Annotated in this window: 15 protein-coding genes; 4 read left to right on the top strand and 11 right to left on the bottom strand. The window is 71.4% G+C overall.

Annotation, left to right across the window (positions count from 1 at the left end):
- Positions 1 to 220: 220 nt before the first annotated feature.
- From J2S46_RS00365 to J2S46_RS00380, 4 genes are all read right to left on the bottom strand, one after another.
- Positions 221 to 502 (bottom strand): hypothetical protein, encoded by a 282-nt coding sequence (locus tag J2S46_RS00365; RefSeq protein WP_191294411.1) that lies wholly within the window; start codon positions 500 to 502, stop codon positions 221 to 223.
- Between the two features lie 40 nt (positions 503 to 542).
- Positions 543 to 1,064, bottom strand: a complete 522-nt coding sequence (locus tag J2S46_RS00370; protein WP_191294410.1) for a hypothetical protein — start codon at positions 1,062 to 1,064, stop codon at positions 543 to 545.
- Positions 1,065 to 1,154: 90 nt separating this feature from the next.
- A complete protein-coding gene (ku, locus tag J2S46_RS00375) occupies positions 1,155 to 2,345 on the bottom strand; it encodes a non-homologous end joining protein Ku (protein WP_191294409.1) in 1,191 nt (396 codons plus the stop codon).
- Between the two features lie 255 nt (positions 2,346 to 2,600).
- On the bottom strand, positions 2,601 to 2,819 hold the full coding sequence (locus tag J2S46_RS00380; RefSeq protein ID WP_307348118.1) for a hypothetical protein: 219 nt from the start codon (positions 2,817 to 2,819) through the stop codon (positions 2,601 to 2,603).
- A gap of 544 nt (positions 2,820 to 3,363) precedes the next feature.
- On the opposite strand from J2S46_RS00380, the gene J2S46_RS00385 reads away from it, so the two are divergent.
- Positions 3,364 to 3,696 carry a hypothetical protein gene (locus J2S46_RS00385; protein WP_191294406.1) on the top strand — a complete coding sequence of 111 codons (333 nt, stop codon included), beginning with the start codon at positions 3,364 to 3,366 and terminating at the stop codon, positions 3,694 to 3,696.
- A gap of 505 nt (positions 3,697 to 4,201) precedes the next feature.
- Here J2S46_RS00385 and J2S46_RS00390 read toward each other — a convergent pair.
- From J2S46_RS00390 to J2S46_RS00405, 4 genes are all read right to left on the bottom strand, one after another.
- Positions 4,202 to 6,910, bottom strand: coding sequence for a NifH family ATP-binding protein (locus tag J2S46_RS00390; protein ID WP_191294405.1), 2,709 nt, complete (start codon positions 6,908 to 6,910; stop codon positions 4,202 to 4,204).
- Positions 6,911 to 7,417: 507 nt separating this feature from the next.
- A complete protein-coding gene (locus tag J2S46_RS00395) occupies positions 7,418 to 9,217 on the bottom strand; it encodes a zeta toxin family protein (protein ID WP_191294404.1) in 1,800 nt (599 codons plus the stop codon).
- A gap of 115 nt (positions 9,218 to 9,332) precedes the next feature.
- Positions 9,333 to 9,875: a hypothetical protein gene (locus J2S46_RS00400; RefSeq protein WP_191294403.1), complete on the bottom strand. Its 543-nt coding sequence runs from the start codon at positions 9,873 to 9,875 to the stop codon at positions 9,333 to 9,335.
- 238 nt (positions 9,876 to 10,113) lie between these two features.
- Complete coding sequence (locus J2S46_RS00405) at positions 10,114 to 10,716, bottom strand: hypothetical protein (RefSeq protein WP_194506034.1); 603 nt, start codon at positions 10,714 to 10,716, stop codon at positions 10,114 to 10,116.
- A 351-nt stretch (positions 10,717 to 11,067) separates the two neighbouring features.
- On the opposite strand from J2S46_RS00405, the gene J2S46_RS00410 reads away from it, so the two are divergent.
- The 3 genes from J2S46_RS00410 to J2S46_RS00420 all read left to right on the top strand — a co-directional run bounded on the left by J2S46_RS00410 (position 11,068) and on the right by J2S46_RS00420 (position 14,520).
- Positions 11,068 to 11,454, top strand: coding sequence for a hypothetical protein (locus J2S46_RS00410; RefSeq protein ID WP_191294401.1), 387 nt, complete (start codon positions 11,068 to 11,070; stop codon positions 11,452 to 11,454).
- A 593-nt stretch (positions 11,455 to 12,047) separates the two neighbouring features.
- On the top strand, positions 12,048 to 12,428 hold the full coding sequence (locus J2S46_RS00415) for a hypothetical protein (RefSeq protein ID WP_191294400.1): 381 nt from the start codon (positions 12,048 to 12,050) through the stop codon (positions 12,426 to 12,428).
- Between the two features lie 181 nt (positions 12,429 to 12,609).
- Positions 12,610 to 14,520 carry an AAA family ATPase gene (locus J2S46_RS00420; RefSeq protein ID WP_191294399.1) on the top strand — a complete coding sequence of 637 codons (1,911 nt, stop codon included), beginning with the start codon at positions 12,610 to 12,612 and terminating at the stop codon, positions 14,518 to 14,520.
- An 81-nt stretch (positions 14,521 to 14,601) separates the two neighbouring features.
- Here the strand turns inward: J2S46_RS00420 and J2S46_RS00425 are convergent, their stop codons facing one another.
- The 3 genes from J2S46_RS00425 to J2S46_RS00435 form a co-directional block, all read right to left on the bottom strand.
- Entirely contained in the window at positions 14,602 to 15,330 is a 729-nt protein-coding gene (locus J2S46_RS00425; RefSeq protein WP_191294398.1) for a hypothetical protein, read from the bottom strand.
- A gap of 310 nt (positions 15,331 to 15,640) precedes the next feature.
- Positions 15,641 to 15,976 (bottom strand): hypothetical protein, encoded by a 336-nt coding sequence (locus tag J2S46_RS00430; protein WP_191294397.1) that lies wholly within the window; start codon positions 15,974 to 15,976, stop codon positions 15,641 to 15,643.
- 174 nt (positions 15,977 to 16,150) lie between these two features.
- Positions 16,151 to 18,742: a DEAD/DEAH box helicase gene (locus J2S46_RS00435; protein ID WP_191294396.1), complete on the bottom strand. Its 2,592-nt coding sequence runs from the start codon at positions 18,740 to 18,742 to the stop codon at positions 16,151 to 16,153.
- Positions 18,743 to 19,340: the final 598 nt, after the last annotated feature.

Raw genomic sequence — 19,340 nt, forward strand, 5'->3', positions numbered from 1 at the left:
TGATGGGCGGAGCCAGCAAAGCGAAGGATCGCTCAGTAGACGCCTCGATTGGATGAGACAGGACACCTGGCTGGAGATCGGCCCGGTGGGACAGACCGTTGCCGAGGCGATGACCCATTCGCCACAGTGGTCCACCTGCGACGAAAAGGGCAGGAGTCTCCAAACGGACGTTGTTGCCCGCGCGGCCGGGTCGTGAGCCGCCCCCCGTGCGCCGGGGCGGTCAGCGTCGGTGGTTTGGGTGGGGGCTGACGTGGTCGACGGCGTCGTGGAGGCGGGCGAGGACGGCGGCGGTGGCTTTGCGGGTGACGGGGTCGCTTTCGTGGTCGAGTTTTTCGGCGAGGAGTTCGGCGGCGGCCGCGATGACGGCGGCGGGCAGGGTGACTTCGCGCAGGGCCAGCATCTGGGCGGCGGCGCGCTGGCCGGGGCTGGAGTCGTCGGGGCGTTGGGGGATGAGGGCGGTCAGGCCGCGTTGGCCGGGCCGGGAGGCGCTGTTGCTGGTCACCGGGTGATTCTCCCGCGATGTGCGTGGCGGGCCGACCAGGTCATTCGCCATCAGCGCACCCGGCGGCCGGGCCGGCCTGGTCGAGGGCGAATTCCATGACCGTGAGCAGGGCGGGCAGGTCCCGCTCCCAGGCGATGGTGGTCATGGCGAGTGCGGTGCGCGCGCAGCCGGTCAGCAGCAGCACGGTGGCAAGCTCGGGGTCGGTCATGGGCTCGGAGCGGTCGGTGAGGGGTGCGAGGAGGCAGCCGGCGGGGCTGAAGTACAGGTCCAGGCGCCTGTTCAGCCTGTCTGTCTCGTCCTGGTCGGCGGGCAGGTCCGTGAGGGCGTACCGGCCCAGGATCTCGCCGACGGCGTGCGCCATGTCAGCGAGGACCGCGCCCGTCTCCGTCCACGGTCGCCGCCCGCCCAGGGTTCGCAGCCACTCCTCGGCCAGCTCCCCGCACGCCGCCGCCCGACGCACCATCAGCTGCAGTTCCTGGTCCTGCGACCGCTCCGCGAGGGCGGTCGCGGTGCGGGCCGGCGGGAGGGTGCCGCGGTCGGGGTGAGGGTCCTCTTTCGTCATGCCCTTTCAACCCGCCCACCCCCGTGACGGTCACGGCGTCGCAGCGTGGCCGGACCGGGGCAGGCAAAGTTGCTCGGGCCCGGCCGGCTGTCATGAGGCGCTGCGAAGGTGCCGGCCGTGGCCGGTCTTCTCCAGGGCGGTCTGGAGTTGGTCGCGGGTCATGGTGGAGCGGTGGGGGAGGTGGGCGGCGGTGGCCTTCTTGTACAGCTCGGCCTTCGTGAGCCCGGACAGGTCCTCCTTGCGGCGGCTGGCCGCGGTGCCGGTCTTCTTGCCGGTGGCGCTGGTCGCCGGCCGCATCGTCCGGGTTGAGGTGCTCTTCTTGGCCCCGGTGTCTTTCGGCCGGTGCCCGGCGGAGGCGCGGCCGGCCGCGGCGTCGGCCTTGTTCCCGGCTCCCGCCGCGCGGCTCTTCGCCTTCGCGGCCGCGCTCTTCGCGCCGACCGCGGCGGCCGCCTTGGCATCGTCGGCCTTGGCCGCACTGCCGCTGCCGGCGGTCTTGGCGCTCTCCAGGCTGCGGCCGAGGATGTCCATCAGGTCGAGCACGTTGCTCGGCGTCGGCGCCGCCTCGGGGGCGGTGACCTCCTGGCCGGCCTGCTTGGCGGCGATCAGCTCGTGCACCTTCTCCTCGAAGGTGTCGCGGTAGTCCTCCGGCTTCCACTCGACGGCGAGCATGTCGACGAGCTGCTCGGCCATGGCCAGCTCCCGGTCGGAGACCTCGGCGGTGTCGCTGCCCGCCGCGGGGAGGGTGGAGATCTCCGAGTGGGGATCCCGGACCTCGTCGGCGAAGTGCATGGTGTGGGCGGTGAGGATGCCGTTCTCGGAACGGACCGCGGTGAGGTACTCCTTGCCGCGCATGGAGAACATCGCGATCCCGGCCCGGTTCGCCCGCTCCAGCGCGCGCTGCAGCAGGGTGTAGACCTTGCCGTACTCCTTGCCCTTGGGCCCGAGGTAGTAGGTGGTGTCGAAGTAGATCGGCTCGACCTGCTCCAGGTCGACGAACCCGGTGATCTCGATCGTCTTCGAGCGCCCGGGGGAGATCCGGTCCAGCTCGTCCGGCTCGACGACGACGTACTCGCCCTCGGCCAGCTCGAAGCCCTTCACGATGTCGCCGAAGGCGACCTCCTCCCCGGTACGCTCGTTCACCCGCTTGTTGCGCACCCGGTCGGAGGTTCCGCGCTGGATCTGCCGGAACGAGACGGTGTGGCTCTCGGTCGCCGCGTACAGCGACACCGGCACCGACACCAGGCCGAAGCTCAGGATCCCGCTCCAGATCGGACGCGCCATGACGTGCTCCTCTCCAACGGGACACCGGACGGGACCCCCTCCTCTCCAGTTGTGCCACCCTGGGCCGCTGCACGCCAGCCCTGTTCCGCCCTGTGAGCTGGGAGGACACGCCGGGGCCGTCCGCCGTTTCCTGCGGCCGGTCACCCACGTGCGGGCGCAGACCTGGGCCGACAGCATCAGCTGCACCGTGGCCGTCCGGATGGAGCTGGTAAACCGGATCGCTGCGCCCTGGTGGCAGGGGCGGGCGGCGGTCGGTCAGGGGTTGGGGTTGTGGCGGATCGAGGTGGGCGGGCCGAGGCCGAAGAAGTACGACAGGACGAGCGGTGCGGACTGCGGGTCGCGGGGCCGGGCGTCGTAGCAGGACCAGCTGCAGAAGGTCGTGGGGTTCCAGGGCGCGGGCTGCGCGCACTCGGCGCAGACCATGAACGGCACTGGTCCGGCCTTGGTGTTCTGTTCCACGGCGATCACCTCCACCTGGCGCATCGTCCCTGCTCAACGGTACGACTGTGCGGTCTGAGGGCGTGCGCGCCGTGGTGGCGCCGAGACCGCGGAGCTTGCCCATCTTCGTACAAATGTTCGATGATGGGGGGTGTCGTCCCGTCCTCGCCCGATCCCGCCGCCGGCGGGCTACGCGCCGCATCTGGCCGCCCGGTTGCTGCCGGACGTGGCGGTGGCGGGGGTGCCGGACCACGGGCCGCCGGTGTGGCGGATGGTGGAGGTGCGGGTGAACGGCTACTGGAGACCGGGGGTGCTGAGTGCCTGGCGGCGCTTGCCGCTGGGCTGGGCCGGTCACGTCCGCTGGTCCCCCGGGGCCTACGGCGCCGCCTGGGTCCTCCACACCCCGTGGAGCCTGCGCCCGGCCGTCCTCCTCCACCCCGCGCCACCTCAGGCCGCCGTCCCGGCCGGCCGCCGGAGCGCCGCCCCGGCGGCTCGTCCCGCTCCCGCCCCGGGCGACTCGACCCGAACGGCCGCTGCGCGCCGCGGGCCGGGCCCGCACCGAACCTAGGAGGATCAGCCCATGCCCGACGCTCTGCCCATCCCCGCCGACCTGCTGGACCTGCGCCGTGCCCGCGACGGCGCCTGGGCCGAGCTCAACGCCTACGTCGCCCAGATCGAGGCCCTGCGCCGGGAGCAGTACCCCGACCCCGAGCAGACGGACGTGCGCGCCCGGTGGGAGCCGGAGCAGCGCGAGCGACTCACCGAGCTCCGCGCGGCACGCGACGCGGCCGTCCTGGCCGTACGCCGGCATCCGACGATGGTCCAGGCACTGGCGGAGGGCTGCTGGGCCGCGACCGACACCGCGCTGTTCCACGCCACCGAGCCGACCCCGGAGCCGGCCGACGCGGGGTAGCGGACCGTCCGCCCCTCCCGGCCCTACCTGGTCATGTCGTCCTGCGCTGAGTGCGGCCGTGACCGTGATGCCACGGGGTCGTTGAACGCCGTGTACGCCCACTGCGGCGCACACTCATCCCGTCCTGCGGACGCCGCGCACAGCCCCCCGGGCGGTCGTCCGCAGGACGGTGCCGCATCCGCGCCCGGCGCCCCCGGGCCTGCGCCGCCCAAGCCCCGATCCCTCGGACGGACGACTGCCGCATTGATGCCCTGCCCTCGTTTCGGCCGGCCTCCATGGCGGCGCCGGGGCGGTCGTAGGCTGGAGCACCACAGGGGTACAGCGCGTCCGCCGGGCGAGGCGGACGCCGCGCGAGCTGCCGGGAGAGGGTCCCGAGGTTCGCGTGCCCGGGCCCGGCGGGCACCACGGGCCAGTCGTTCGCCGGCCCGGGTCCGGTCGCCGCCCACTTTGCCGCCATCCACGCCCCGGCGGTCCGTCCGCCCATCTGGCTGCGCCGCGTGCTGCGCTATGCGGTGCGCAGGTGTTCGCGCCGGTCGGTGACCAGGCTCCGCCACCGCTGGCGGGTGGTGTCCTCGCCGTCGATCCAGCGGGCGGGGGAGGACTCGGGGAGGGGGAGGTCGGCCATGAAGTGGGCGATGTCGACGTAGTAGGCGTAGTCCCCGTCCCCGCTCAGTTCCCGCAGCCGCCCCACCGTGGCTGCCAGCTGCTCCTCGTCGCCCTGGACGGCATGGTGGAAGGCGAGGGCCAGCTCCAGGGTGGTCCGGGCTGCGACGATCCCGGCGGTGGCGGTCTCGGCGCGCAGGGCCTGGGCGCGTTGCCCGATGTCGCCCGACCCGCCGGCGTCGCGGATGAGGGCGGCGATGCGGGTGGTGAGGGTGGTGGCGCGCAGGTCGAGGCCGGTGAGGAGCTGCTCGGCGAGGTGGAGCTCGTCGTCGGCCTGCCGTGGGTTGGTGAAGGCGAGGGCGAAGGCACGCTGGGCCTGGGCGGTGGCGCGCTCCCCGGCGACGTTGTGCTGCTCGGCCTCGGCGCGGGCGTTCTCGTAGGAGGCCGCGGCGCGGTCCATCGCGCCCTGGACCCACCACACGTCGCCCTCCACACGGTGGTGGCGCCCGGCCCAGCCGAGGGTGAGGGCGGTGCTCAGGGCGGTGGGGAAGTCGCCGGCGAGGCGCGCGAGGTGGGCGAGCCCGCGGCGGGCGGCGGGTGCGAGCCGGCCCTGGCCGGCGGCGACGTGCTGCATGCCCCGGCGGGAGGCGTCGCTTTGGCCGAGGTCGCGTTGCGCCTTTGCGAGGTAGTAGACGGCCATGTCGTGCAGGTCCGGGGGCAGCAGGTGAGTGTCGACGACGGCGCCCAGGCGCTGCGCGGTGCGCTCACGGTGTTCGTGCTGGCGGCGGGCCAGGGCGCTGAGCGTCTCGACCAGCGCGTCGGCCGGGGTCCGCAGCGCGGAGGCGTCCGGGTCGGTGGGTGAGGGTGGGGCGAGGGGTTCCCACACGGAGTCGCCGATGTAGCGCCAGGTCGCCTCGGAGAGCCAGCCGAGGTTGAGGCGGAAGTCGCGGGCCAGGCGCAGGCCCTGGCGCAGGCAGCCGACGAGCAGCATCCGGTCCTGCAGGGTGCTGGAGGTCCATTGCTCGCCGAGGCCGGCGAAGGCCCGTTCGGCCGCGCGGCGCCAGTCGCGCTGCGACCAGCGGTCGTCGGCCTGGTCGTCGGCGCCGCGGATGGTGGAGCGGATGAGGGCGTGGAGGTGGAAGGGCCACAGGCCGAAGGTGTTCTCGCCGATGAACGGCCGCTCGGTCAGCCGCTGGGCGGCCGCGTCGTGGGTGAGGCCGGCGGCCCGGGTGGCGAGGGGGATGTCGAAGGCGTCCAGGAGGGTGACGGAGCGCAGGACGTGGCGCTCCTCCGCGGTGAGGTCCTGCAGGGTGCGGGCGATGAGGGCGGGGAAGTCGTGGTCGAAGTCGGCCGGCTCGGGGGTGCGGCCGGTGCGGCGCAGTTCCAGGAAGCGCATCACCGAGAGGTCCAGGAACAGCGGCAGGCCGTGCGAGCGGGCGGTGATGACGGCGCGCAGCTCGGGTGGGATGAGGGCCTGGCCGTCGCGCATCAGGCGGCGGGCGAGGTAGTCGTCGCAGTCCTCGGGGCTGAAGTCCCCGATCAGCACCTGCCCACCGCCACCGCCACCGCCACCGCCACCGCCGGCGCCGGGCGCGGCCGGCACGGCGCCGGGGCGGGGGTGCGGCACGGCAGCGGCGGCGAGGTCGGGCCAGGCGGCGGGGCCTGTGAAGTCCAGCTGGCCCTGCAGGGCGTCGTCCGCCCACTGCAGACGGCTGCGGCCGGTGATCACGAACAACGCGTTCGGCATCAGCCACACCACGCGCTGGATCAGACGCTCCAGGTCGCGGTGGGTGCGGTCGCCAGTGTCCTCGAAGGTGTCCAGCAGGATCACCGGGGTCACCCGCTTGCCGACGGGGAGCTGGGCGAGCTCCCATGCGAGCAGGTGCGGGTAGTAGGACAGGGCGTCCAGGTCCGCCTCCGCCTCCAGCAGGTCGGCCAGCCGCACGCACCCGGCCAGCGCCCGTACGGACTGCCGGCGCTCGCGCAGCGCCCGCACCAGCGTGCCGGTCACCTGACCCACCGCGCCGCCCACGGTGCCGGGCAGCAGCAACGCCTGGGCCACGTCGCCGAGCGCGGACTGCATCTGCTGCGGCAGCGCCTTGCCGAACCGGCTCGCCAGCGAGCTGCGCCGCAGGTACTCCTCCAGGCTCTCGCCGGGGTGCTGGTGCTCCCAGTAGCGGCGCAGCGCGATGTCGAAGGCGGGCAGGGGCCGGCCGAGGTCGGCGAGGGCGAGGCGGATGGTGAGGACGATGCGTTCGAAGTCGGTGCCGGCGGAGCGGGCGAGGTCGATGCGCACCGGCAGGATCCGGCTCTCGGGCCATACGGGTGCGCCCCACTGGGCGGGCCGCTGTCCGGCGTCGGCGAGGGCGGCCTCCAGCTTGCGCGACAGCGTCGTCTTGCCGATGCCGCCGACGCCGTAGAAGGTGATGACGTTGCGGCGTGGCGCTTCGAGGTCCTCGACGTCGAAGCCGGGACCGGCCACGCGCTGCAGGTGCTCGGTGAGCGCGGTCGCGACCGCCTGCCACTGGCCCTGCCGGTTGGTGAAGGCTTCGTCCGCGGCCAGCTGACGGTCGTTCGAGCTGAACAGCGCCCTCAGGTCACGGCCTGCCATGACATTCCCCCATGCTGTTGATCGCCTGTCACCAACCTATGCCCGGACGGTATCGCGGGCGGCACCTTCGCCGAAGCCGGACATCGGCGCCACGTCCCCTGGCCTGCAGGAAGGCCGGAGGAGGAGCTGGCTTACACACGGCCGCAAGCGTGTGTCAACATTCCTATTGCGCGCGCAATAGGAATTGCGATGCATTCGTCTGTGAGGAAAGGGGAGCCCGTGTCCGACCATCATCAGCCGCCGGACTCCCCCGACCACTCCGGCCTCGCGGGGTACGGAAGCGCCAGGCAGAGCGCCTCGGACGCGGTGCTGGGCGTGATGGCCTGGTACACGGAGCAGCTCCTCCTGGAGCAACGGCGACCCGTGCCTGATCCGGCCCGGGTCGAGGAGCTGATGTCCGCGCGCCGCGCCGCGCGCAACGACCTGGAGCTGACGAAGACGGCCGACCCCCCAGGAAGCGGAGCAGATCGCGGACGCCTACACCGCCCAACTGCGGGACCTGACGGCCTAACCCCCGGCCACCTCGGCCGCCGGCAAAGCGCGCGGCCCGCTGCGCGCGGGTGTGCGCGACCCCGGCCGCACGCCGACGGGCATCAGCGCCCGGCCCAGCGCCGTGATCTCCTCCAACTCGTCCCGGTGCTGAGGCAGCGCCGCGCGCAGCGCCCGCTGAATGTCCAAAAACCGGCAGGCCTCCTCCTCCGTGTAGGGGCGAGCCCGCTCGGCCGCCAACGCCCGGGCCGCGTCCGAATCGCCACCCCCGGCCGGGTCGACCACGGCCAGCCCGTCCCGGCCGACCACCATCACCGAGTCCACCACCGCGCTCCCTTGCGCCGCCTGCAGCGCCTCGGCCACTGCCCTAAAGCACACGTCGTGCCCGGCGGCCGACGTGAACCGGGCGGGCACCCCGCGCTGCTGCGCCTTGGCGTAGCGCAGCGCGGTGGCCTGCCGGCTGTCCGCCCCGCGTACGGCCAGGACCACCAGCTCGACGCGGTACCCGGCCCGGTGGAACGCGGCGGCGCTGTGCAGCAGGTCCTCCGCGCTGCCGGGCGCCATCTCGATGACCACGTCACCGCGCTGCTCACGTACGAGGGCCTCGGCGGCGGTGAACCAGGCTCGGTAGTCCGCGCGGATCGCCGCGCCGGCGCCGCGGGGGTCGTTCAGCAGCAACTGGCGGTAGTCGGGGTGGGCGGCCTTGAACTCGTCACCCACCAGGTGGCTGGCGCCCGCCCGCATGCTCTTCCTCACGGTACTGGTGACGTCGCTCTTGCCGGCGCCGGGCTGGCCCATGACGAACACCGCCACCGGTCTCTCGCGCGCGACGATGGTCCCGAGGTCGGGGACGATCAGGTTCTCGAAGATCCAGCGGTGCTCGGCGGCGCTGAGACGGTGGTAGTCGACGCCGGGCGGCTCGCGGCGCCGCTGCGCGGTCCGGCGCACAGGTTCGGCGAGGGCGAAGGCCCGCTCGGCGTCGCGGCGCACCGCCAGGGCCCGGTCGGCCGGGAGCAGCTCGGCGTGGCAGCGGCGATCGGCCGCGGCCAGCTGGAGCCGGAACTGCGCGCTCTCCCGAGCGTTCCACCAGCGCGTGTGCTCAGCGGCGAGGGCGACGGCCGCGCCGATCGGACGCAGCCAGCCCCCACCGGGCAGGAGATCGTTGGCATAGAGCACCTCGGCGCCACGCCGCAGGACCGTGACCCGGTCGGCAAGCTGCTCGGACTCGACGACGGCGACGGTGGCGGCCAGAGCGGCGGCGCAGGCATCGTGGTTCTCCCACGACACGTACCGGCCGCCAGCCGCGTGGGCCTGCTCCAGGTAGCGGTCCAGCACGCCGAGCTGACTCCACGCCTCGGCGACGGCCAGCACCGCCACCTCGATCCGGTAGCCGGCCCGCCGCCAGTCACCCGCCGCCGCCCGGGCCTCATCCGGGTCGCTCAGGGCCGTCTCGACGACCGCGTCCAAGCCACTGTCCCGGGCGTGCGCCTCCACGGCGGCCTGCCAGCGGCGGGTGTCGGGACGGACCTTCACCCCGGCGGTGCGGGGATCCTCCGCCAGGAAAGCGGCATAGAGGGGGTGCGCGCTCTTGTACAAGTCGCTGCCGATGCGCACCACCCCGCCGCGCGCACCGAGAGAGGCCTGCACAAGGTCCCCAAGCTCAGTCTTCCCGCTGCCGGGCTGCCCGGCCACGAACACCACCACCGGCTGCCCCTGCCGGACGGCACCCTCCATCCCGGCCGCGACGATGATCTGTCCCAGAACCTCCCGGCTCTCCTCGTTGGACAGCATCGCCGGCACGGCCTCCCCCTCCCCCACGACACTCCCCGGTCCGTTCGTTCGATCCCTGCGTGTGGCTTGTCAGCCCTGTTCGACCTTCGGCCAGACGTGGAGGCCTGTCACGGGACGAGCAGGTGCCGTTGGTGCGGCTCGATCATGAGCCAGGGGGCTGGTTGACGTAGGCCCACACGTCTCGAAACGCTTGCTCCGCCCCGGCGAAGAACTGGTCACTGCGGGGCGCGGACTCTTCAAGCCTGGGAGGGGCTGTCTCCGCGTTGAAGACTCTTCCCAGCGTGGTGAACCACTCCGACGGCCAGCCCTCGGACGACCGACAAGCCCGCAGCATCTCCTCATCGGCCCAGGGGTTGCCCTCGAACTCGGCAGACCGTTGGACGCCCAGCACCGTGCGCAGGCTGAACTTCTCGTTGGCGAGCCAGAGCACCCAGTCCCAGGGAGCGGTCTTGGCGAGTTCGTATCCGGCCCTGAACCCGTCCTCGTAGTCGGCTCGGGCTGCCTCCCGCAGCCGGCCTGCGGCGGCCGCCAGTTCCTCTGCGGCCCAGTCCGGACGGTACGGCTTCTCCTTGGGCGCGAGCAGGGCAAGCCCCCTCTGCACGAGCTGGCTCACGTTGTCCCCCTCGTGAAGGGCCTGGGCGCGCGCGAGCAGATCATCCGGGATGGAGACGGAAACTTTGGCCATGCGGTGAAAGTAGCACCGTAAGGTACGACCGTTCAAATCAATTAAGTGCTACCTCGTTGGCGTACCAGAGATTCCTACTGGGTGCGGGTCCCGCATCGACAGGTGAAGGATCAAGGAGCGCGGCGGACAGCAGTCGGCCCCGATCACCGGTGCGGTGGTCGGGGCCGTGTGGGTCGACGCCGGTTGCCGGGTGGCGCCGGGATCGTCGGAGCCGGGCCTTGAACGGGGCCGGCGGTCCTCATTGCTCGGTTCCCGTGGAGAACAGGTCGACGTCGTGGACGACGGCAAGGGCGAGCACACTGTCGACGCTCTCCCCGCCGCGCAGGCGACGGCGTACGTGCATGCCGTCGACCACGACATCCAGAGAACCCAGGGACAGTCCCAGTTGCAGGCACCGGGCCGCGGCGTACGCCGAGTGCAGCCCGAGCGCGGCGATCCACCCCTCCAGTTCCAGCAGCGAGCACCCGGAGCGGATCCACTGCCGCGCCAGGTCCAGGGCCTTGGCCCGCGGCAGGCCCGGCGCGCAGCCCTGCACGGTGCGCACCACCAGGTCTTCGACGGACGGCTGGGGCCGGCGGCTTCGGGAGCGCTCGTGCTTGCCAGGGGCGCGCGACGCGGACGGCCGCGTGGTCTGCCGCCGGGGCGACGGTCGCACCGTCGAGAGGTCGAGGTCGAGGCCTTCGCGGCGGGCGATGTCGGCTGCCGTGGTGGCGGGGCGGCTCTGCGGCATGCAGGCAGGCGTCGGTGCCTGGCCCGGCTCGGGAGCTGGGCTGCGCCCGAGCAGGAAGGCGTAGATGGATGCCGCGTCGGTGTCGTTGCCGAAGTCCGGGTTGTTGGGCATGGAGATCCTCTCGGTGTGGCCGCTGGGTGCGGGCATGAAGAAGGCCCCGCCCGGGAGGGGCAGGGCCTGGGGTGACGGCGGCTCAGGACGCCGCTGCGACTTCCTCTCCGGCAGGCGACGGCCCTGGAAGGGGCGGGCCGCCTGAAGGAGGGCATGAAAAAAGGCGAGGGACTGTGGAGTCCATCGCCTGCCAGTTCCCCGTCCGGTGAGATGCCGGGTCTGCCTGTTTCCGGGCAGGGGAGATCTGCGGAAAATCTTGGTTCACTTCGGGCGGCTTCGCAACCCCCTCTCCTGAAGACGCAGGTCAGCCGGGGTAGCGGGCTCTGACGGTGCGACAAGTAAACTTGTCGCGTGACGTCATGGAGGGAATTTGTCGAGCGGACGCACTGGCTCGTCCGCAGCCGGGCCGCCGAAAACTCCGGCCATGGCTATGTCTCCCTCAACCTGATCCGGGAGATGGGGCGCGGCGGGGACCAGGAATGGTCGAAGGACGCGGCCCTGGACCTGCTGGCCGCTCACCGCCGGACACAAGAGGCGATGGAGACCCTTCTGCATCTTTACACCGCCACCGCGTTGGAGAACGGCGCCACCTACGCCGACCTCGCCAAGGTCTGGGGGACGACCCGCCAAGGCGCCCGCCACCGTTGGCAGACGCTGGACAAGCACACGGCCAAACCCTCCGCCCGTCGCACGGCTTCACCGAACGGGCCGCCGCCCCCACCGCCGAGGTCCAGCTGAAGGGCGGCGGCCCCTACGCACTCCAGCTGCGGTTCCACATTGGCAGCCCCGGCGACAGCACCCCGCTTCTCCGCCACCAGGAAGCCGACCCTGGTGTCCGCCTCGGAGCCGGCCGTGCCCCCCGGCGGCCGCGGTCGTTGAACCGGCCGAGCGCCCCGACCAGGGCGTGCGGCTGCGCCGCTGCGCACCGTCCGGCACGTACACCCCCCGTGCTCCGGGACCGCGCGGCGTCGCCGCCTCGGGGCGGCCGGGCGCGTACACAGCCCGGCCGCCCCACCTGTGCCGGACTGCGGTAGTTGTCACTGGGTGCGTCAGCCGACCTGGGTGAAACGGTGGAACGGATCGGGGTAGTTGTCACCGTCTGCTCGTGCTACCTGTCACCAGCACGTAGTTCTCACGCTTGTTGTCACGCCGGATCCCGGAGACGAGGGCGCCGACCTGCCACTTCACGTTGGCGCAGTTCGGTCGCAGCCCCGACGGTGACAGTTGCCGCCAGCAGATGCCAGCTATCGCGTTCCGGCACACCACCCAGCCGACGGGCCCGTGGGCAGGCCGAATGTGGCCCAGATCGTACAAGTGTTCGACAATGGGGGGTGTCGTCCCGTCCTCGTCCGATCCCCCCGCTGCCCGGCTACGCCCCGCACCTGGCCGCCCGGCTGCTCCCGGACGTGGCGGTGGCGGGTGTGCCGGACTACGGGCCGCCGCTGTGGCGGGTCGTGGAGGTGCGGGTGAACGGCTACTGGCGACCGGGCATTTTGAGCGCCTGGCGGCGCCTGCCGCTTGGCTGGGCCGGCCGCGTTCGCTGGAGCCCCGGCGCCTACGGCGTCGCCTGGGTCCTGCACACCCCGTGGAGCCTGCGCCCGGCCGTCCTCCTTCACCCGGCGCCGACGCCGACCGCCACCCCGGGCGACCACCACCCCGGGCGACCACCACCCCGGGCGCCCGGCCGGGCCTCTGCTGCGCCCCCCGGGTGAACCGGCTCCTGGCGCCGCAATCGTCGGTGAGCGCGGACGGTCGCGCCGGGGCATTGAGCCGTCGAGCCGACTGGAGGGCGTGCATGACCTCTGACGGCCGCGACGAACTGCGGGGTCGCTACCTCCAGGTGGAATGCCAAAATCACTAGTCACAGATCTGACAATTCGCCACACTGGTGTGATGCAGCTCACAAGTGTCCATGCGCGTCTCTTCCGCAACATCGTCGACAGCGGGGCGGTGGCCATCGAACCCGATGTCACCTGCTTCGTCGGCAAGAACGAGAGCGGGAAGACAGCCCTGCTGTCGGCGTTGTACCGGTTCAACCCGGTCTACCCCGAGGACACTTTCGAGGTCGGAAAGCACTACCCCCGCTGGCGGCTCGTTAGGGACCGCAAGGTGACAGACCTGGACACAGTTCGCCCCATCAGCTGCGTATTCGAGCTGAGCGACGGAGATCTCAAAGCCGTCGAGGAGGTGCTGGGGGCCGGGGTGCTCACCGGACGGACGTTTCAGATGAGCGTCAACTACGAGGGACGCAGCAGCGTCACACTTGACATCGACGAGGCCGCCGCCTGCCGCAATGTCCTGGACGACGAAGGCGCTCCGCAGGCACTGCGCGACGAGGTCGCCGGCCTCATGGACCTTGACGACATGGCCGACAAGGCGGCCTCCCTCCAGCCGGAGGACGATGCACAGTTCACGGTCGAGCAGGCGCAGGCCGTTGCTGCAACCGCTCGCGCCCGGCTCGCAGGCAAGGGCAACGCCTGGGGACGGGCGGTGCAGATCCTGACGGATCGCCTGCCCAAGTTCTTCTACTTCGGGGACTACCAGACCCTGCCCGGCCGAATCAACCTCCAGGAACTCGGAGGCGGAGACCAGCCCGGAGCTACCGGCCTGCAGACAGCCCGCGCCCTGCTACGGCTCGCCGACACCCACCAGGGAGCGCTGACCGAGGAGGACTTCGAGGAGCGCAAGGCCGAACTGGAAGCGGTCAGCAACCAGCTCACCGAAGAGGTCTTCGAGTACTGGACCCAGAACCCGGACCTGTCCGTCGAGATCGACATCGACAAGACCACCCAGAACACCCACAACGGGCAGACGGCCGTCGCCCGATACCTCGACGTGCGCGTCAAGGACCGCCGGCACGGGTTCACCAACAACTTCGGACAGCGCTCCAGCGGATTCCAGTGGTTCTTCAGTTTCCTGGCCGCCTTCTCCGAGTTCGAGGACTACCCGCACGGCGTGGTGGTCCTCCTCGACGAACCGGCGCTGACCCTCCACGGCAAAGCCCAGGCCGACTTCCTGCGCTTCATCGAGGAGCGCCTCGCCCCCCACGCCCAGGTCATCTACACCACCCACTCGCCCTTCATGGTCGACGTCGCCCACCTCGACCGCGTACGGATTGTCGAGGACCGCGGCCCCACCGAGGGCGCCGTCGTCACCGACGAAGCCCTCGCCGTCACCGGAGACTCCCTCTTCCCCCTCGAAGCGGCCCTCGGCTACGACATCGCCCAGAGCCTGTTCGTCGGCCCCGACAACCTCCTGGTCGAGGGCACCAGCGACTTCACCTACCTCACCCTGCTCAGCGAGCACCTCAAGGAGCTGGGACGAACCCACCTGGATACCCGCTGGCGCATCCTTCCGGCCGGCGGCGCCACCAACATCCCCGCCTTCGTCGCACTCGTCGGCCGCGCTCTCCAGGTCACCGTCCTCATCGACGGCAGCCCCGCAGGTGTCACCAAGCTCAAGAACCTGGCAGACCGCGGTGTCCTGTCGAAGAAGCGCCTGCTGCTGACCGACATGTTCACCGACGGCATCGCCCCCAGCGACATCGAGGACCTGTTCAGCCCCGGCGACTACCTCAAGCTCTACAACGCCGCCTTCGGCACCCACCTGAAAGTCGCCGAACTCAACGGAGCGGATCGCATCATCTCCCGCATCACTCGCGCCACCGGTCAGCAGTTCACCGATCACGGACGCCCCGCCGAGATCCTCCTCCGGCAGCGAACCACGCTCCTGGCAGGTCTCAGCGAGACGACCCTCAGCCGGTTCGAGCGACTCTTCGAGGCGATCAACGCAACCCTGAGCTGACCAGCGGGCAGGACGGTCAACCACAGGCCACGCAGGAATGCTGAAGGCCGCCACCCGGCAGGGTGGCGGCCTTCCGTACTCTCAGAACCGGGAGTCCCGAGGACCGTCCGGGGCGATGAACCGGGCGCCGACGTTGTCGTTCGGGTTGAGGTAGACCAGCGCCGTAAACCACACCGCGGCCGCCTCCGGATCCCGCCGGCGCAGCAGGTCGGCGTAGGCGAACAGGATCCGGTGAGCGGGGCGGTTGTCGAGCTCGCTGTAGAGCAGGACGTCGCGAAACGGCCAGGGCAGGGACTGCTGCAGCACGCAGACCCCGGCGCGGGCCCATTCCAAGGCGAGGTCCAGGTCGCCGGGCACGTCCTGGTCCTCGTCGTCGAAGCCGTCCTCATCCTCGTCGTTCTGGTGGAGGCCGGCGACCTCGTAGGCGATCGTCGCGTAGGCGTCCAGGTCCCTCGGGTGCAGCGGCTGTTCGTCGATCGTCACCGACGCCTTCTCGTACGCCGCGTCGTACGCCTCGCTGCTCTCCTCGTCCGGGGTCCAGACCCGTTCCATCCGCCAGGACTGGCGCACCGGCAGCGTGGCGATCCGCTTCTCCAGCTTCGACAGCTTGTCGCCGCGCTCGCGGTGGTCGGCGTAGAAGCCGGCGGAGTCGAACTCGTTGTATTCCGGGTCCTGGATCCAGGCCAGCAGCGGCCGGTCCAGCTTCGCCAGCGCCTCGGCGGCCAGGCCGGACGGCACCAGCCACGGCAACGTGCCCTCCAGGGCGTCGCTCACGGTCTTCTCGTCCAGGCCCACGGTCTTGTCGTCCATGCCGAGAGTCTCGCCGCCCAGCCGGGGCCTGCGCGGCCGAAGTCGCGAATCTCGCCGTAACGGGGCAGCACACGCCCGGGGGCAGCGCCCGCCGCCGGGCAACGACCCTGCCCGGCCAGATCGGACCCCCGCGGCCGCGCCGCACCGCCGCTGGCCGACCCTCGATCGGGTCCTCCCCGGATTGTTGGTAGTAGCCGGCGTCCGGCGCACGCTCCCGTACACCGCCATATCGCGGAACTGACCCACCGGGCAGCGGGCGCCGCGGAGCCACCGATCCCCGTGTCGGCTCCGCAGCGCCCCGCCCGGCGCCCTACCGCCGCAGGACCCGGACCAGCAGCACGACCAGGACCTCGACGGCCACCACGGTCAGCAGCGCCTTCAGCCCCGGGACCTCCCCGGTGACGGCGTGCTCGGCCAGCAGACCGGCCGACTTCACCACGATCTCCTCCCCCGCACGCCGCAGAGCGGCCCGGCAGACCGCCGACCACCCGGCCCCCGCCCGCAGCAGCCCCGCGGCCGCCCAGGCCCCGGCCAGGGCCACCACCACGGCCGCCACCACCAGGGCGCCGCCCTCGAACTCCTCAGCGGCCACGGCCGCCACCACGGAAGTGGCCGCAACCCAGGCGACCGCCCGTACGATGTTCATGGACTTCACGAGGCCCTCCAGAGGGCACTCACGGCGGGCATCTGTTGTTGCACCGCCTGTCGCCCCTTCGCAGCCCGCAGAGCCCGGCGGACAGCAAGAGGCCCGAGAACGCAGCCGGCCGACCCCGCGAACTCGCGGAATCGGCCGACGGCGCCCTCGGGCAGCGCTACACCGCTACGCCCACTGCAGCCCGTGCTCGGCGAGCTGGGCGAGCTGCCCCGGCGTCAGCTTTGCCCGGCGGGCCTTCTGGTTGTTGACCCAGGCGCCCAGCGACACGATCACGCCGGCTTCCACCTCCCCGCTCCCGTCCGGCCGCTCCACGGCCTCCAGCACCTCCTTGTGCGCCCGGGGCACCCGGGTGTGCCCCTCCCGCTCGACGAACGCGGCCAGCGCCATCAGGCCCTGCTCGAACCTGTCCATCCGGGACACCTTCGGCTTCGCCTCGGCTGCCTCCTTCGCGGCCACCAGCTCAAGGTCGGCCTCGATGCCGATCGCCGCGAGCAGGTCCCGCTGGTCGTCCTCCAGGCCGGGCCACCCGGCCCGCTGCGCGAGCACCCACCGGCCGAGCTGCTCACCCTCGAACACCGTGGACTCGGGCAGGGCGGTCCAGTCGGCCCGGCCGTCGCACTCCAGCCACCACGACCTGGCGACCGAGTACGCCCGCTGCCATGTGATCGGCCACGCCGGGCACCACCACGGGTCGATCTCCTCCAGCGCCCGGCGCCGCTCCGGCGACAGCGCGCCCTGCTCGCCCGCCGGTACCTGCGCCGCGGCCCGCAGCTCGGAGAGCCATGTCCCGATCGCGTACCCGCCGACGGAGGCCCGCGCCGGCGCCGCCAGGGAGCCGCCGTGGCCCTTCGCCCAGACCCGAGCCCAGTCGAGGCCGGCCTCGAAGCGGGCGTCGGAGACGGACCAGATCATGCCGAGCGCGTCCAGCATCTCCACCCGGTATGACGCCAGATCACCATCTGCATTCTCACTCCGACGGTCCGACAGCCACTTTCCGAGCGGGTAATTACCGGATTCCCCGACAAGCGCCGAATAAGGAACATCAAGCCCGCCGGTCTCCTCAAACCACCGCCGCGCGTGACCGATACCCTCACGCCACAGCTGCGTCTCACCGACCAGCACCCGGGACGCGATGAACAGTGCCAGCACGTTCTCGTCCACCGGCGACTGGAACCGCACCGGCAGCGTGAACGCCCCCGACCCGCTCCCACCTGACCCACCCTCACCAGGCGCGAAAGCCGCCTCGGCGCTGCGCCCGGTGGTCCGCTTGCCGGACTTCTGCGGCACCGCGAGGGCTTCCACCACCTTGGCGTCGTGCGACCTCAGGGCAGTCAAAATACGGACCAGCGGTGAATAGCTGTCCGACTCCAGAATGTCCCCGGGATTCTCTCCGGGTTTGAGGAAGACCGGGACGACCAGGCTGGCGATCTTTCCCTCGCCGGGCTTCATGCGCAGGGCCCGGCCGATGGCCTGGACGATATCCACCATGCTGCCCCGGCCCTGCAGAAGTACCGAATCTGCATTCGGCATATCGACGCCCTCGCCCAGGACCTTGCAGTTGCTGAAGATCCGGTGCTTGAGTCCGTCGTCCTCCTCGTCCTTTCCGAAGTCCCTGATGAGTTCCTTGCGGTAGTCGACCTCGTGCTCACCGGAGAGCCATTGTGCCCAGATTTCCGGTGGGTATTTCTGCGGGTTCTCGAAGTGTAGTTTCTCGACCGTCTGGTTCAGGGTCTCCGAGAAATAGCGGACTTCGATCGTGCGGCTGTGGAACGTGATGCACCGCTGGAGGTTCCGCTCCACCATCGTCTTGACCAGCCCGGCCTGGATCGCCGCGATCCGCTCGGCCGGCACCTCGTCCTCGCTGCCGTCCTGCTCCTCGCCGACGCCCGGACCCCACGGCACGCCCTGCTGCTCGGCGCCCTGGCGGTCGCCGCGCGGGTCGCGCAGCTCCAGCACCACGATCTCGAACGGTGCCAAGAGCTTGCGGTCGATGGCCTCCGCCAGGCCCAGGGAGTACACGTGCGGGCCGTAGATCCGCACGTCGTCCATGGACACCGCCAGTTCCTCCGGCAGCGGCTGCAAGGCACCCTCGCGCCCCTTGACCGGGCGCTTGGGCGGCGCCCAGATCCGCGGAGTCGCCGTCATGTACAGCCGGCGCTCCGCGGGGATGGCGCCCTGGTCGTGCACCACGGTCCAGGTCTTCTCCACGCTGCCGGAGGAGCGGTGCGCCTCGTCGCAGACCATCAGCCCGAGCGGGGGCAGCAGCTCGCCCTGACGCTTGGCCCAGTACCGGTAGGCATCCTCGACCGCGCCCACGGACGTGTAGGTGGCGAACAGGGTCGTCGGCCGGCGGCGCTTCGCGGCCTCGGACAGCCACATGCCGATCCTCAGCGCACTGGTGCTCGCCATCACCCCGGACGGCAGCTCACTGTCGACCAGGGAGCAGATGGCGTGCATGTCCCCGGAGCGCCCGGCCGCCCGCCAGGAACCGATCATCTGCACCAGCAGGTCCAGGGTCGGCACCACGACCAGGACCACGCCGTGGGGCACCAGCTTCTGGCCGGCCGCCGCCCCCACGTACGACTTCCCGGACCCGGTGGCCATCTGCACCGTCACCCGCAGCCCGTTCGGGGCAGGGCGTCCCGGCCGGGGGGTGAGGCCCCGCACGATGGCCTCCAGGGCCTCCTCCTGGTGCCCGCGCAGCGAGATGCCGGCGACTGCCTGAGCGGCCATCAGGCCGGGCTTCACGACGTTCACGAAGACGTTTCCCCTCACCCATTCCCGAGCCCACACACGGGACCACACGGGAAATGCTGACAGTGCCCTACTGATACATTCGACGGGCTGACCGATGAATCCAGCCCGACCGAAATACAAGCCTGATTGAAGCGGATATCCGGCAGAATATCAGTTCCCGATCGAAGAGTCCGGTGAATGCCGAAGGAGTCGGGTCCGGACCCTGCTTCCGGCGGGATCATCCGACGCTCCAGGATTGATACACTGGGACCGTTGCTCACCTTGCCAGGGTAGCGCACTCCGACCACCGACGGGGTCGAAACATGGCCTGGACCACGGTCTAGACCAATTTGGCGGGAGTGAAGCCGACCCGCACACGCCCCCGGAGCCCACCCCTCCTCCCAGTCAGCCCGTAGTGAGATCAGCCAAAAATCCAGTTCAGCGACTTGAACGGGCATCAGCCGTCCGGAGGGAGTGGAGCGAAGCGGAGTGACCGACGGGCCCGGGCGAAGCCCGGGCCAGCCTGACCGAAGGTCAGGCCACGGACACGCGGAGCGGGTCCGCCCCGGCCGGAGGCCGGGGTCGAACGGAGGGCCGAAGGCCCGTAGGGACCCGCTCC

Source organism: Kitasatospora herbaricolor (assembly GCF_030813695.1).
GTDB classification, from domain to species: domain Bacteria; phylum Actinomycetota; class Actinomycetes; order Streptomycetales; family Streptomycetaceae; genus Kitasatospora; species Kitasatospora herbaricolor.

Excerpts from the sequence above, each read along its gene's own strand:
- J2S46_RS00370 (WP_191294410.1), bottom strand. The coding sequence starts at position 1,064 with ATGACGAAAGAGGACCCTCACCCCGACCGCGGCACCCTCCCGCCGGCC.
- ku (WP_191294409.1), bottom strand. The coding sequence starts at position 2,345 with ATGGCGCGTCCGATCTGGAGCGGGATCCTGAGCTTCGGCCTGGTGTCG.
- J2S46_RS00385 (WP_191294406.1), top strand. The coding sequence starts at position 3,364 with ATGCCCGACGCTCTGCCCATCCCCGCCGACCTGCTGGACCTGCGCCGT.
- J2S46_RS00390 (WP_191294405.1), bottom strand. The coding sequence starts at position 6,910 with ATGGCAGGCCGTGACCTGAGGGCGCTGTTCAGCTCGAACGACCGTCAG.
- J2S46_RS00400 (WP_191294403.1), bottom strand. The coding sequence starts at position 9,875 with ATGGCCAAAGTTTCCGTCTCCATCCCGGATGATCTGCTCGCGCGCGCC.
- J2S46_RS00405 (WP_194506034.1), bottom strand. The coding sequence starts at position 10,716 with ATGCCCAACAACCCGGACTTCGGCAACGACACCGACGCGGCATCCATC.
- J2S46_RS00420 (WP_191294399.1), top strand. The coding sequence starts at position 12,610 with ATGCAGCTCACAAGTGTCCATGCGCGTCTCTTCCGCAACATCGTCGAC.
- J2S46_RS00425 (WP_191294398.1), bottom strand. The coding sequence starts at position 15,330 with ATGGACGACAAGACCGTGGGCCTGGACGAGAAGACCGTGAGCGACGCC.
- J2S46_RS00430 (WP_191294397.1), bottom strand. The coding sequence starts at position 15,976 with ATGAACATCGTACGGGCGGTCGCCTGGGTTGCGGCCACTTCCGTGGTG.